This is a genomic window from Collinsella tanakaei YIT 12063 (assembly GCF_000225705.1).
GTDB lineage: Bacteria > Actinomycetota > Coriobacteriia > Coriobacteriales > Coriobacteriaceae > Collinsella > Collinsella tanakaei.
Genome location: NZ_JH126468.1, coordinates 36,047 through 48,306, shown reverse-complemented (window position 1 = coordinate 48,306; position 12,260 = coordinate 36,047). Strand labels below are relative to the sequence as shown.

General features: G+C 57.0%; 15 protein-coding genes. 14 read left to right on the top strand and 1 reads right to left on the bottom strand.

The features are described 5' to 3' along the window. Nucleotides 1–2: 2 nt before the first annotated feature. Both HMPREF9452_RS03555 and HMPREF9452_RS03550 read left to right on the top strand, forming a co-directional pair. Nucleotides 3–497, top strand: coding sequence for a type II toxin-antitoxin system VapC family toxin (locus tag HMPREF9452_RS03555; RefSeq protein ID WP_009140740.1), 495 nt, complete (start codon nt 3–5; stop codon nt 495–497). A 193-nt stretch (nt 498–690) separates the two neighbouring features. After that, complete coding sequence (locus HMPREF9452_RS03550) at nt 691–1,554, top strand: DeoR/GlpR family DNA-binding transcription regulator (RefSeq protein WP_232205014.1); 864 nt, start codon at nt 691–693, stop codon at nt 1,552–1,554. 87 nt (nt 1,555–1,641) lie between these two features. Here HMPREF9452_RS03550 and HMPREF9452_RS03545 read toward each other — a convergent pair whose 3' ends face one another. Next, the gene (locus HMPREF9452_RS03545; protein ID WP_009140738.1) at nt 1,642–2,436 is read right to left on the bottom strand and encodes a gluconate 5-dehydrogenase; all 795 of its coding nucleotides are present in this window, start codon (nt 2,434–2,436) and stop codon (nt 1,642–1,644) included. A gap of 361 nt (nt 2,437–2,797) precedes the next feature. Between HMPREF9452_RS03545 and HMPREF9452_RS03540 the strand changes: the two genes are divergently transcribed. From HMPREF9452_RS03540 to HMPREF9452_RS03485, 12 genes are all read left to right on the top strand, one after another. Further along, a complete protein-coding gene (locus HMPREF9452_RS03540) occupies nt 2,798–3,250 on the top strand; it encodes a PTS sugar transporter subunit IIA (protein ID WP_009140737.1) in 453 nt (150 codons plus the stop codon). Nucleotides 3,251–3,337: 87 nt separating this feature from the next. Beyond that, nucleotides 3,338–3,646 (top strand): PTS fructose transporter subunit IIB, encoded by a 309-nt coding sequence (locus tag HMPREF9452_RS03535; protein WP_009140736.1) that lies wholly within the window; start codon nt 3,338–3,340, stop codon nt 3,644–3,646. Nucleotides 3,647–3,709: 63 nt separating this feature from the next. After that, nucleotides 3,710–4,822, top strand: a complete 1,113-nt coding sequence (locus HMPREF9452_RS03530; protein WP_009140735.1) for a PTS fructose transporter subunit IIC — start codon at nt 3,710–3,712, stop codon at nt 4,820–4,822. 75 nt (nt 4,823–4,897) lie between these two features. Continuing rightward, complete coding sequence (locus HMPREF9452_RS03525; protein WP_009140734.1) at nt 4,898–5,782, top strand: class II fructose-bisphosphate aldolase; 885 nt, start codon at nt 4,898–4,900, stop codon at nt 5,780–5,782. Between the two features lie 5 nt (nt 5,783–5,787). Beyond that, nucleotides 5,788–6,456 carry an RpiB/LacA/LacB family sugar-phosphate isomerase gene (locus HMPREF9452_RS03520; protein ID WP_009140733.1) on the top strand — a complete coding sequence of 223 codons (669 nt, stop codon included), beginning with the start codon at nt 5,788–5,790 and terminating at the stop codon, nt 6,454–6,456. 119 nt (nt 6,457–6,575) lie between these two features. Then, entirely contained in the window at nt 6,576–7,694 is a 1,119-nt protein-coding gene (locus HMPREF9452_RS03515; protein WP_009140732.1) for an iron-containing alcohol dehydrogenase family protein, read from the top strand. Between the two features lie 2 nt (nt 7,695–7,696). Then, on the top strand, nt 7,697–7,894 hold the full coding sequence (locus HMPREF9452_RS03510; protein ID WP_009140731.1) for a hypothetical protein: 198 nt from the start codon (nt 7,697–7,699) through the stop codon (nt 7,892–7,894). Nucleotides 7,895–7,970: 76 nt separating this feature from the next. Continuing rightward, entirely contained in the window at nt 7,971–9,005 is a 1,035-nt protein-coding gene (gene iolC, locus HMPREF9452_RS03505) for a 5-dehydro-2-deoxygluconokinase (protein ID WP_009140730.1), read from the top strand. Nucleotides 9,006–9,061: 56 nt separating this feature from the next. Next, complete coding sequence (locus HMPREF9452_RS03500) at nt 9,062–9,724, top strand: YczE/YyaS/YitT family protein (RefSeq protein ID WP_232205013.1); 663 nt, start codon at nt 9,062–9,064, stop codon at nt 9,722–9,724. Between the two features lie 2 nt (nt 9,725–9,726). Next, on the top strand, nt 9,727–10,341 hold the full coding sequence (locus tag HMPREF9452_RS03495) for a hypothetical protein (protein ID WP_009140728.1): 615 nt from the start codon (nt 9,727–9,729) through the stop codon (nt 10,339–10,341). Further along, complete coding sequence (locus tag HMPREF9452_RS03490; RefSeq protein ID WP_009140727.1) at nt 10,331–11,293, top strand: aldo/keto reductase; 963 nt, start codon at nt 10,331–10,333, stop codon at nt 11,291–11,293. Before HMPREF9452_RS03495 ends, HMPREF9452_RS03490 begins: the two co-directional genes overlap by 11 nt. 64 nt (nt 11,294–11,357) lie before the next feature. Further along, nucleotides 11,358–12,239: an aldo/keto reductase gene (locus HMPREF9452_RS03485; RefSeq protein WP_009140726.1), complete on the top strand. Its 882-nt coding sequence runs from the start codon at nt 11,358–11,360 to the stop codon at nt 12,237–12,239. The last annotated feature ends 21 nt before the right edge of the window (nt 12,240–12,260 follow it).

Genomic DNA, 12,260 nt, shown 5'->3' with positions numbered 1-12,260 from the left:
CCATGTCTCATCAGATCTCTCTTCTAATAGATACTAATGTCTGGATGGATTATTATGACGCGAGCCGAAGCGGCTCAAAGGCGGCGTTCAAGCTGATTAATAATGCACTTGAGCATGGAGCCGAGCTGGTGTATACCGTTCCTAGCAGCAAAGATGTGTTTTATCTTATTGGAAGGGCGTACAAAGGGGTGCTCCGCGCCGTTAATCAAGAGCGCTCATCTGAGGATTTGGCAGCCGTAGCTTGCGAGATGGCATGGGGCTGTGTTCGCAACATGTCGGAGATTGCGACTGCGGTTGGATGCGATGGAAGAGATGTCTGGATTGCCGAAAAACAGAAGCGTTTGCATCCAGACTACGAGGACAATTTGATTATTGCTGCATCTATTCGGCTGGGAGCGACGTTGCTTGTAACAAATGATGAGGGTTTGCTTCGCCATGCCCCCGTAAGCGCGCTTTCCGTAGAAGACGCATTGAAGTATCTCGATACGCTGGAATAGGGTTACTCGCTAATGGGGCGTCCACGTTCCGACTTGTCTTCGTTCGCCGATAGCGAAGGACTTCTTTTTGCCTTCCTCGTTATACTGTGGGGGCGAACGTATCAGATACGTCATGGGTTCTCGAAATCTGAGCGTATGGGAGATGTGCGGGGCTAAGGATATGTGGCAGTCAACTTCGAGCGATGGACGTCGCGTGACGATCGATGAGCGTCGGGCGATGATTGTGGAGGAAGTGAATCGACGCTCATCTATTCAGGTGACGGATATTTGCGAACGTTTTGGCGTGTCCGAGGTTACGGCTCGCAATGACCTGGATAAGCTTGAGAAGGGCGGAAAGCTGCGGCGTACCCACGGAGGTGCCGTATCAATTTCTCGTACGATTACCGTCTCATATCCAGACCAACGAATGAATATCAATGTTGAGGCGAAGAGGGCTGTAGCCCAGAAAGCCGCCGAGTTCGTGTCGAACGGGGATTCCCTCCTTATCGATACGGGAACTACGACATTTGAGTTCGTAAACACTTTGTACGATAAGCGGAACATCACCATCGTCACTAGCGATTTGTCAATTGCTACCTTTGCCGACTCTAACCTTCCCCATGCGGATGTCATGCTGCTTGGTGGCGCCCTTCGTAAAAACCATCGCTATATGACCGGTTCGATTACCAACGAGATTCTCGGCCGCCTACATTTGGATAAAGCGTTTGTGGCGACTGATTCCTTTCATGAGGAGTATGGGTTTACCACTGAATATACCGGCAATGCTGATGTGAAACGTTTGATGCTCCGCCGCGCTCGGGAGCGGTTCATGATCATGGACGCATCAAAGGTTCGTCCGCCAAGCTTCATCCAATTTGCCACTATTTGCGACTTTGATACCGTTATCACCGATTATGACCCCGAAGGTGTAATTGCTCGGTCAATTGCAGACAATGGGGCCCACGCTCACTTAATCGAAGCGAGGCCCGATGGCTTTACTGCAGATACAGCAGCGGACGAGGTCGGCGAATTTGAAGTAGGGCGTCAGGCTACCAGACATGTTGGTAGGGTAATGTAGCCGTTTGCCTAGCGATTCGAGTCGAAGGAACGGGGCTGCGTGATGGGTGGATCTCGCGGCCCCGTTTTGCGTTGATGATGGTCGGGGTTATTTGGGCTGACGACCAAGGTACGCCACGATGCCGCCGTCAACATAAAGGATGTGTCCGTTTACAAAGTCGGATGCGGAGCTCGCGAGGAAGAGCGTGGGGCCCATGAGATCCTCCGGAGTGCCCCAGCGATCTGCTGGAGTTTTGGACATGATGAATTGGTCGAAGGGGTTTCTCGAGCCGTCGGGAAGGCGCTCGATTAACGGCGCGGTTTGGGCGGTTGCGATGTAGCCCGGCCCTATGCCGTTGCATTGGATGTTGTACTGGCCATATTCGGATGCGATGTTGCGCGTCAGCATCTTGATTCCGCCCTTTGCGGAGGCGTACGCCGATACGGTCTCTCGACCGAATTCGCTCATCATGGAACAAAGGTTAATGATCTTGCCCGAGCGCTGTTCCATCATATGCGGGAGCACCGCCTTGGAAACGATGAACGCGGATGTGAGATCCGTATCGATAATCTTGCGGAAATCCGCGGCATCCATTTCATGCATGGGGACGCGCTTGATGACCGCTGCATTGTTGACAAGGATGTCTACGCCTCCGAGGTTGCTCTCGATGGCACGGATCATGCTGGAGACCTGCTCTTCATCTGTTACATCGCAAACATAGCCTGCGACCTCAAGGCCGCACTCTCGGTATTGGGCGACGGCTGCATCGCGCCTTTCTTCTGTTCTGCAGCAGAATGCGACGCGGGCGCCCGCCTTCCCTAGAGCCTTGGCCATCGCGAATCCAATGCCGTGCGATGCGCCGGTGACAAGCGCGACTTTGCCGTCGAGATCATACTGAACCATCGTAAAATCCTTTCCCTTTTCGTGCTTTTTGCTACTTCGTAAGAAACCGAAAGAAATATATGAACAAAATATCGACACTTACGAAATTAATGCTAATAACGAAAGAAAACAGAACATCTAAATTCCTTCGCTCAGGTATTAAGAACTTATAAAAAAGTGCCATCTACCTGCAGTAACAATACTACACGCTTGGAAGTTGAAGAACACCTACGGGCTTTAAATTGAACCAAATATACCGTTTACGTACGAAACTAGTACGCTCGCCGAGCGAAAACGTTTTACCTCCTCGGCGTGTTGTACAAATAGGGCCGTCAAGACGAACAAGGGCCTTACCATCCCCTATCCAGAAGAGGAGCGTTCAATGGATTTGCGCGAGATTCTGAGCGAGGACATCATCGACCTCGACCTCAAAGGCACCACCAAGGACGAGATTCTTCACGAGCTCTCTCAGCATCTGTTCGACGCGGGCTACATCACCGATATCGATCAGTTCGTGAAGGATATCTATGTCCGTGAGGCTGCTGGCATTACCGGAGCGGGCAATCACATCGCCATTCCCCATGGTAAGAGCAGCGCGGTCAAGAAGATCACCATCGCCGTCGGTCGCTCCGAGCACTACGTTGAGTGGGAGAGCTACGACGAGCAGCCCGTGAACCTGTTCTTCCTGTTCTGCGTATCCGATGACGAGGGCTTTGCCCAGAACCACATGCGCCTGCTGGCGGAGCTCGCCGGCAAGATCGGCAAGGACAGCCTTGTCGAGGCCCTGCAGGGCGCTCAGACCCCTGCGGAGGTTATCGAGATTCTTACGGCGTAAAGAAGCGCCGAGGAATGCGCAGAGATGCGCGTTGGAAATTGGGGGACGCGTTGCGTCCATAAGGAGAGCAACTAGAAGGAGGAAGTAATGAAGATCGTTGGAGTTACCGCTTGCACTGCAGGAATCGCGCACACCTACATCGTCGCCCAGAAGATTCAGGACGCCGCCGAGGCCGCTGGTCACGAGTGCAAAATCGAGACCCAGGGCACCATCGGTGCGGACAACATCCTCACCGATGAGGAGATTGCCGCCGCCGACGTCGTGATCATCGCCCACGACATCGCCGTTGACCAGGCTCGTTTCAAGGACAAGAAGGTTGTTGATATCCCCATCAGCACCGCTATGAAGAATCCCAAGAGCCTGATCGCCACCATCGAGAAGAAGCTCGGCAAGTAAGCGGTTCTCTCAGGTATTCCGTGTTGAATTGCCATATGGCTAAGTAAGAAAGGAGGGAGTTCCATGTCTCAGATCAAGAAGGTCGGCGTGATGAAGACCATCATGACGGGTATCTCCTACATGATCCCCATGGTCGTTGCCGGCGGTATCCTCGGAGCTCTCGCAAAGGGTTTCGGCGGCTGGGAGATCGGCAACTACTATGCCGAGGTCGCCGGTAGCTGGCCCACGCCCTTCACCGGTATGGAGCCCTTCACCTGGGGCGGCTTCTGGTGGGGCGTCAACATGCTCAGCTCCTACGCGATGAACTTCGCGGTCGCGATCCTATGCGCCTTCATGGCTTACTCCATCGCCGAGCGCCCTGGTATCGTCCCCGGTTTCATCATCGGCTACGTCTGCACCATGTCCAAGGCCGGCTTCCTGGGCGGTCTGCTCATGGGCTTTGTGATCGGCTACTTCATTCTCTGGATGAAGACCTGGAAGCTTCCCAAGTGGGGCGCTGGTCTGATGCCCGTATTGATCATCCCGGTCCTCGCTACCTTTGTTTGCGGCATGCTCTTCCTGTGCGTCTTTGCCCAGCCCCTGGCCTGGGTCATGGACGTCTTCCAGCAGTGGATCGCGTCTCTTAACGGCGGCTCCAAGGCCGTCATCGGCGCCGTCATCGGTGCCTGCATGGGCTTCGACATGGGCGGCCCGGTCAACAAGACCGCTTCCATGGCTGCTAACGGCCTCGGTGCCGACGGCATCTACGGCCCTATGTCCGCTAAGATCATCGGCGGCATGACCCCTCCCATCGGTGCTTTCGTTGCCTCCCTTATCGCTCGCGATAAGTTCACCCAGACCGAGCGCGATACCGCTATCACCGCGTTTCCCATGGGCCTGTGCTTCATCACCGAGGGCGTCCTGCCCTTCGCAGCTGCTGATCCCGTTCGCTTCATCCCCGCTTCCATGCTCGGCTCCGCCGTCGCCGGCGCCATCGCGGTAGGCATGGGCGTCGAGTCCATGGCCGGACACGGCGGCATCTTCGTCTTCCCGGCTATGGTCAACCCCATGTGGGCAGTCGTCGCCCTCGTCGCGGGCTCCCTGGTGACCGGTGTGGTCTACGCCTTCATCAAGAAGAAGCCCGAAGAGGCTGAAGAGGTCGAAGAGGAGATCGTCGAGCTCGACATTGACCTCTAAGCAAGATTCCCTCAGGAGCCGGCGACCGACATCGTCGGCTCCATTACTGAACATCAAGAAATCGAGGTAGAAACAATGCTCGTTTCCATGAAGGCCATCCTCGATGACGCTAATGAGAACTACTACGGCGTCATGGCGATGAACTCGATCAATATCGAGATGGTGCGTGCCGGTATCGAGGCGGCCACCGAAGAATGCTCTCCCATCATCATCCAGATGGGCCCCGGTCAGATTGCCAAGCACGCGCATCTGGACGAGATGCTCCCTGTCATCAAGGAGCTCGCCGAGACAGCTCCCGTGCCCGTTGCCCTCAACCTCGACCACGGATCGAAGCTTGAGGATGAGGTCCGCGCCATCCAGGCCGGCTTCACCAACGTCATGATCGATGCCTCGGCCCTTCCCTATGAGGAGAACATCCAGAAGACCAAGACCATCGTTTCGCTGGCCCATCCCATGGGCGTGTCCGTCGAGGCGGAACTCGGCCACGTCGGCCAGGCTGCCGATGGCGACGGCCGCACCGATGACATGTACACCAACGTCGAGCAGGCCAAGGACTTTGTCGAGCGCACCGGTTGCGATGCTCTGGCGGTCGCCATCGGCACCGCTCACGGCAAGTATCCCGAGGGCTTTGTTCCCCAGCTCGACTTCGAACGCCTGAAGGAGCTCAAAGACGCCCTCAAGATGCCTCTGGTCCTGCACGGCGGTTCCGGCTCCGGTGAGGAGAACCTCAAGAAGGCGGTTGCCGGCGGTATCAACAAGATCAACGTCTGCACCGATGCGTTCCAGGCCGGCAAGGAGGGTATGCTCGCCCTTTTGGAGGAGAATCCCAAGGCCGATTTCCTCGCCCTGCAGATGGCAGCCGAGGCTTCTATTAAGAAGTTCGTTAAAGAGTACATGCATATCATCGGTTCGAACGGTCGTTATACCTACGCCGAGTACGAGTCCGGTTCCAAGGAGTAAAAACAATGAAGATCGCACTTATCCAGGAGTTTTCCCAGGCTTCCAAGAACGATGTCATCTTGGGCCAGCTGAAGAAGGTCGTCGAGCCCATGGGCCACACCGTCTTCAATACCGGTATGCAGCAGGTCGAGAACCCCAACGACCGCCCCGAGGACTACACCGAGGAGAATCCTCGCCTCACCTACCTGCACATCGGCATTCAGGCTGCGCTGCTGCTCAACTCCGGTGCCGTTGACTTTGTCGTTACCGGCTGCGGTACCGGCCAGGGCGCTCTCATGAGCTGCAACATGTACCCCGGCGTCGTTTGTGGCTACTGCATCGAACCCACCGATGCTTACCTCTTCCTGCAGATTAATGACGGCAACGCCCTCTCCCTGCCGTATGCCAAGGGCTTTGGCTGGGGTGCCGAGCTCAATCTTGAGACCATCTTCACCCGTGCATTCGGTTCTCCCAAGGGCCAAGGCTATCCCTCTGATCGTAAGGAATCCCAGAACAAGAACGTCCGTCTGCTGGACGATGTCAAGAAGCGCGTCGCCAAGCCGCTTCCCGAGATCCTTCGCGCCCTTGATCCCGAGATGGTCAAGACCGCGCTGACCAAGGCCTTCCTGGATTGCTTCTACGCTAACTGCCAGGATGCCGAGCTTGAGGCTCTCGTTCGCGAGCTGGCAGAGTAGCCTTTCGCAACCATGGTTCGCGAGTAACTAGGTTTCCCCTTTTTCTCACGCGGGAGGGGGCGTTCTAACCCCCTTGGACGCCTCCTCCCGCCTTTTATTATTTCGAGGAGCTGAGGCATATGTCCAACTGCACTACCCAATATCTGCCGAGCTACACGGTCGGCGTCGATGCGTACCGCGCGGTTCCGCAGGTAGTGGGTGCTGCGCGCGTTGCTGTGATCGGAGGCCGTAAGGCGCTTACCGCCGCGAGCGACCGTCTTACCGCCGCTCTCGAGGGAAGCGATGTCAGCGTCACCGGAACGTTTTGGTACGGAGGCAAGGCGGCGTATTCCTGCGTGGAGGAGCTTTGTTCGAGTCCCGAGGTTGCGGAGGCGGATGCCATCTTTGTAGTGGGAGGCGGCAAAGCGGTTGACACCTGTAAGATCGTCGCCCATAGGCTGGCAAAGCCCCTCTATACGTTCCCGACTATCGCGTCCAACTGCTCGCCCGTCTCCTGCATATCCATCATGTATAACGAGGATGGAAGCTTCAAAGAGATCGTCCAGCTGCACGAGCCGCCGGCACATTGTTTCATCGACACCCAGGTTATCGCCGAGGCTCCCGAGATGTATTTGTGGGCGGGCATAGGAGATACCATCGCCAAGTATTACGAAGTGGTCTTCTCCATGCGCGGTGATTCTCCCTCGTACGGTCCCGTGCTGGGGCGGGCGATTTCATGCATGTGCAACCGCCCCCTCATTGACTGCGCTCTTGAGGCGTATGAGGACTGCAAGAACAATCGCGTTTCGGACGCTCTCACGCATGCCGCACTCAACATCGTGGTAAGTACGGGTCTGGTTTCCGGTCTCGTCGGGGTTGATTACAATTCGGCGCTCGCCCATGCGTTGTTCTACGGCCTCACCACCATTCCCTCGATCGAGCGGGACCATTGCCACGGCGAGGTGGTTTCCTATGGCGTCCTGGTCCAGCTTGTGATGGATAAGGATTCCGAGCAGCTTGATTTCCTCATGCCGCTCTATCGCAAGCTCGGTCTTCCCACCTGCCTAGCCGATCTTGGCCTCACGGTCGAGGATGACTTTGCCGAGGCTCTTGCCGCCACCGAGGTAAACCAGGAGCTCCGCCACGTGCCCTATCCAGTCACCAGAGATCTTATCTGGCAGGCGATCCTTGGTCTGGAAGACGCCTCGAAAGTATGCGACGTCCCCGCATCTCCCGCCCCCGTTCTTCCGGAGGAATAGCCATGCAGCTGTCCGAGTATATCCAGATTGCATGCGCCATCGTGGGGCTGGCCGGCATAACCCTCGCCCGTGTCAGGTTCACGCGTCGCCAGCAGGCGAACCCCGGCGTAACCTCGTATTCCGACGGAGAGCGCAAAATTTACTACGCGTCCTGGGCAGTCATCGCTGCCGCGCTCGTCCTCGTCTTCTTTCCCTTCTAATCGCGAGCGCGGCGGCTTATTGAATCGCCTTGCTCAGGAGAACCCATTCATTCGATAGCACAGGAGTTATCCCATCATGGCATACATCGACCTTGACCAGACCCGTCCCCTCGACATTGTCCTTCTCGGTCGCATCGCAATCGACTTCAACCCCGCCTACTCGGAAGACGTGAAGGAGGACTTCAAGCCGTTGAAGGACGTGCACTACTTCGAGAAATACGTTGGAGGTTCCCCGGCGAACATCGCCGTGGGCGTGACTCATCACGGTCTCAAAGCGGGGTTCATCGGTCGCGTTTCAGACGATCAGTTTGGCGACTTTGTTATCGAGTATTTTGATAAAGAGGGCATCGATACCAGCCATATCGCTCGCTGCACCGGCGGCGAGAAGCTGGGGCTTACGTTCACCGAGATGCTGAGCCCTTCCGAGAGCTCGATCCTTATGTACCGCAACTGCATCGCCGACCTGCAGCTTTCTGTGGAGGATATCGATCCCAAATACATCGCTCAAGCGAAGGTCCTGTTGATCTCTGGCACCGCTCTGGCCGAGAGTCCCAGTCGCGAAGCGGCCCTGAAGGCTGCCATGGTCGCCCGCCAGGTGGGGACGCCCGTCATCTTCGATATCGATTACCGTGCCTATAACTGGAAGAATGCGGACGAGATATCGATTTATTGCTCCGCGGTCGCGCGCCAGGCAGATATCATCATGGGCTCTCGCGAGGAGTTCGACCTGACGGAGGCGCTGATCGCACCCGGTATGACGGATGAGCAGAGCGCCGCGTACTGGCACGGGCAGGTCGCGAAGATCGTTGTCATCAAGCACGGTATGGAGGGCTCGACGGCATATCTCAAGAGCGGGGAGCGCTACTCTATCAAGCCGTTCCCTGTCACGGCGCGTAAAGGATTCGGCGGCGGCGACGGCTATGGGTCGGGCTTTATATACGGCCTGTTCCAAGGCTGGGACATGCAGCGCTGCCTTGAGTTTGGATCGGCCGAAGCCTCGATGATGGTTCGCGCCAACAATTGTTCTGACGCCCTGCCCTCTCCGGACGAGGTCCAGGCCTTCATAGACGAGGAGAAGGCGATGTACGGGGAGATGGTGGCGCGGGCATGAGGCCGCTGCTTGTTCTGGACGGTGTCAGGGTAGATTGGCGTAGGACCGTGCTGAGGATGGCCATGTACCTTTCCGGCGTCTTGATTCTGGCGCTCGGCATCGTGATTCAGACCGAATCGGGCATGGGGGTGGCGTCGCTGACGTGCTTTGCCGATGCGCTCTCGCACATATCGGGGGTTTCGTTGGGCACGATGGTCTCGGTGACTTATATCGTCTACGTGTTTGCCCAGCTCGTGATTCTGGGACGCGAGTTCCAGCCCCGTATCCTGCTCGAGATCGGCTTCTCGGTTGTGATAGGCATGTTTACCGACGTCTTTTCAGCCCTGATTCCCATCCATCCCGTCGCGCTTTCCGAGCGGGTAGCGGCAATGTGTGTCTCCTTGCTCCTTACGTCGTTCGGGGTCAGTCTGGTTGTGAACATGGGCGTTGTGCCGAACGCTCCCGACGGCCTGGTGCAGGTTATTGCCGAGAAGATGCAGAAACGTTTTGGAGACGTCAAGGTAGCGTTCGATTCCATTCATGTCGCGGCCGCTTTGGCGTTGACCCTTACGGTCCTCGGAACTGCTGGAGGATTCGGGCCCACGACGGTGATATCCGCCCTATTCCTTGGCCGGATGATCAATGTGATGAATCGCTTGTTTGCGACGAGGTTTACAAGGGCTGCGTTTGGAAACGTGGCGCCGCTGGCGAGTGGTTTGGCTGAAGCGAGAGGGGAGTAGCTATGGGAGAGCTGGTAACGGCGATCTGCGTGGTGTTTATCGGAATCATGGGCTTTAAGGCGTATCAGGCTTACCCGTCGTATAGGGGCAGTCTGTATCAAGAGCTGTTTGGAAGCTATGCCGAGTACTTTTGGCGCTTCACCATGAAACGGGACCTCTCGGAGTCCAGCTACCTTAATGAGAAAATCGGCCCTCATCGTTTAGGTTACAACGCGTATTTCGATGGAAGCGGAAAGCAGGCGGCGACGTTTGTGACCGTATTCTCGACGCGCGGGGTGGCGAGCATTTGCATGGTTGGCGGCGTTGGGGCGTACCGCGGCGGCGACACCGGCTCCTGGACCGTCGATCGGGGCGGCAAGGTGGTGGCATGCGCTTCTCCCATCGTCTACCTTCGCCGTCAGAAAAAGCTTCTCGATGGAATCGCGAGGGGCGTGCGCGTGGGTTACGCAGTTTCCTTCGAAGACGCCGCGGACCTATCGGGGATCGATTCCTCGTACCCCGTGATGCATGCGTCAGAGGTCGTTTCATATCTTGGGGAGCACGATGTCTCTGTTGACGAGGCAGCGATGCTCGAGGCGTTCGAATCATTTAAGGGGATGGCGAGGAATGGACAATAACGAGGGCTTTTGTGGCGTTTCGTCTCCGCAGGGCAGGGTCTTGCCCGCGGTTTGCCTCGCGGGCAAGAACGATCGCTATATCTTGTCCAACGGCGTCGAGATACCGTGCCTGGGGTATGGGACCTATATGGTTCCCAACAACAAGGTGGGGGAGGATGCTCTGAGGGGCGCCATCGAGATGGGTTTTCGCCATATCGACACCGCCACCAGCTACCATAACGAGGATATGGTCGGTAGAGTCATGGCCGAGTCCGGTCTGCCCCGTTCCGATTTCTTCATCACGAGCAAGTTGAACAACCCCGACCAAGGGTATGAGAGCACCCTCGAAGCCTTCGAACGCTCTTTGGCGTGGCTGGGCACGGATTACCTCGATCTTTACCTTATCCATTGGCCGCGCGTCGCGGGTACCGAGGAAGTATGGGAGGAGCGCGTCGCCGAGACCTGGCGTGCGTTCGAGGAGCTGTATCGGGCGGGCAGAATTCGCGCGATAGGAGTTTCGAACTTTTTGGTGCATCATCTCGAAGGGCTCGCGCGCCATGCGAGCATAGCCCCCATGGTGAATCAGATCGAGCACAATCCCACCTACCAGCAGCGTGAAACAGTTTCGTACTGCGAGGAGCACGGGATTCAGCTCGAGGCATGGGCTCCCCTTGGCAGGGGGCACCTGTTCGATAATCCGGACGTGGTGGCCTTGGCGGAGCGCAAGGGTAAGGATGTTGGGCAGATCTGCGTGCGTTACGCGCTCCAGAAGGGATTCGTCACCATGCCTAAATCCAATAGACCGGAGCGCATCCGCTCGAACAGCGAGGTTTTTGATTTCGCGTTGGACAAGGACGACATGGCCCTCCTTGATTCGCTTAATACCGACGATTGCTACACCTTCCATCCCGACCGTCTGGACGAGTGGGCCGAGCGTGTTTCTCGTGCCCATGCGGAGTCAGGGGTTGCATAGGCCATGGGCCCATTGATGTCCGTCCGTTGCCGCGGACGGCTGAGCATGAGGAGAGGAGCGCTTTATGGAAAAGAGATTCGATGAATCCGTGCCGTCGCTAAGGCTTGCGGGTGGGGTCGATATTCCCCAAATAGGATTCGGCACGTTTAAGATTCCCGCTTGCGACACGCAGCGCGCGGTCGAGGAGGCTTTGACTCTTGGATACCGTCATGTCGATACCGCGGCGGCCTATAACAACGAGGAGGGCGTTGGTGCCGCGCTAAAGGCGCTTGGCAAGGAGGACGAGGTATTCGTTACAACCAAACTGCGAAACGCGGACCAAGGCTACGAATCCGCGATGCGCGCCTTCGAGGAGTCTCGAGCTAAGTTGGGTGTCGATATCGTGGACCTCTACCTCATCCACTGGCCGGCGCCTTCGCAAGATCGCTATGTCGATGCCTGGCGCGCGCTCATCGAGCTTCGTGATCAAGGTGCGGTTCGGGCGATCGGCGTGAGCAACTTTATGCGGGAGCATCTCGAGCGAATCGAGCTCGAGACCGGTCAGCTGCCCTGCATCAACCAGATCGAATCGCATCCCGGTTACTGGCAACCTGACCTAGAGGAATTATGCGTTTCGAAGGGCATTGCGATCGAAGCGTACTCGCCGCTGGGCCACGGCGGGGATATAGCCTCGGCTCCGGTGGTTCACGCTGCCGAGCGGCTTGGCGTGACCCCTGCACAGGTCGTTCTGAGATGGCACCTCCAAAAAGGCCATGTCTTTATTCCCAAGTCTACTCACGTCGACCGCATGCGGGCAAACCTGGATGTGTTGGGTTTCGAGCTCGGTGTTGATGACATCGCCGCGCTGGATGGGCTTGACGCGCGGGGGAACAGGTGCGGTAACGACCCGTATACCTTCGACCGGCCTCAAACGCTCGAGGACATGCTCTCGAGAGGGAACTTGTAGCTGTTGAGACCGCGAGTGCGC

Coding starts and splice junctions, on each gene's coding strand:
- iolC (WP_009140730.1), top strand. CDS start 7,971: ATGGCATACATCGACCTTGACCAGACCCGTCCCCTCGACATTGTCCTT.
- HMPREF9452_RS03525 (WP_009140734.1), top strand. CDS start 4,898: ATGCTCGTTTCCATGAAGGCCATCCTCGATGACGCTAATGAGAACTAC.
- HMPREF9452_RS03495 (WP_009140728.1), top strand. CDS start 9,727: ATGGGAGAGCTGGTAACGGCGATCTGCGTGGTGTTTATCGGAATCATG.
- HMPREF9452_RS03500 (WP_232205013.1), top strand. CDS start 9,062: ATGGCCATGTACCTTTCCGGCGTCTTGATTCTGGCGCTCGGCATCGTG.
- HMPREF9452_RS03490 (WP_009140727.1), top strand. CDS start 10,331: ATGGACAATAACGAGGGCTTTTGTGGCGTTTCGTCTCCGCAGGGCAGG.
- HMPREF9452_RS03540 (WP_009140737.1), top strand. CDS start 2,798: ATGGATTTGCGCGAGATTCTGAGCGAGGACATCATCGACCTCGACCTC.
- HMPREF9452_RS03535 (WP_009140736.1), top strand. CDS start 3,338: ATGAAGATCGTTGGAGTTACCGCTTGCACTGCAGGAATCGCGCACACC.
- HMPREF9452_RS03485 (WP_009140726.1), top strand. CDS start 11,358: ATGGAAAAGAGATTCGATGAATCCGTGCCGTCGCTAAGGCTTGCGGGT.
- HMPREF9452_RS03545 (WP_009140738.1), bottom strand. CDS start 2,436: ATGGTTCAGTATGATCTCGACGGCAAAGTCGCGCTTGTCACCGGCGCA.
- HMPREF9452_RS03510 (WP_009140731.1), top strand. CDS start 7,697: ATGCAGCTGTCCGAGTATATCCAGATTGCATGCGCCATCGTGGGGCTG.
- HMPREF9452_RS03515 (WP_009140732.1), top strand. CDS start 6,576: ATGTCCAACTGCACTACCCAATATCTGCCGAGCTACACGGTCGGCGTC.
- HMPREF9452_RS03555 (WP_009140740.1), top strand. CDS start 3: ATGTCTCATCAGATCTCTCTTCTAATAGATACTAATGTCTGGATGGAT.
- HMPREF9452_RS03520 (WP_009140733.1), top strand. CDS start 5,788: ATGAAGATCGCACTTATCCAGGAGTTTTCCCAGGCTTCCAAGAACGAT.
- HMPREF9452_RS03530 (WP_009140735.1), top strand. CDS start 3,710: ATGTCTCAGATCAAGAAGGTCGGCGTGATGAAGACCATCATGACGGGT.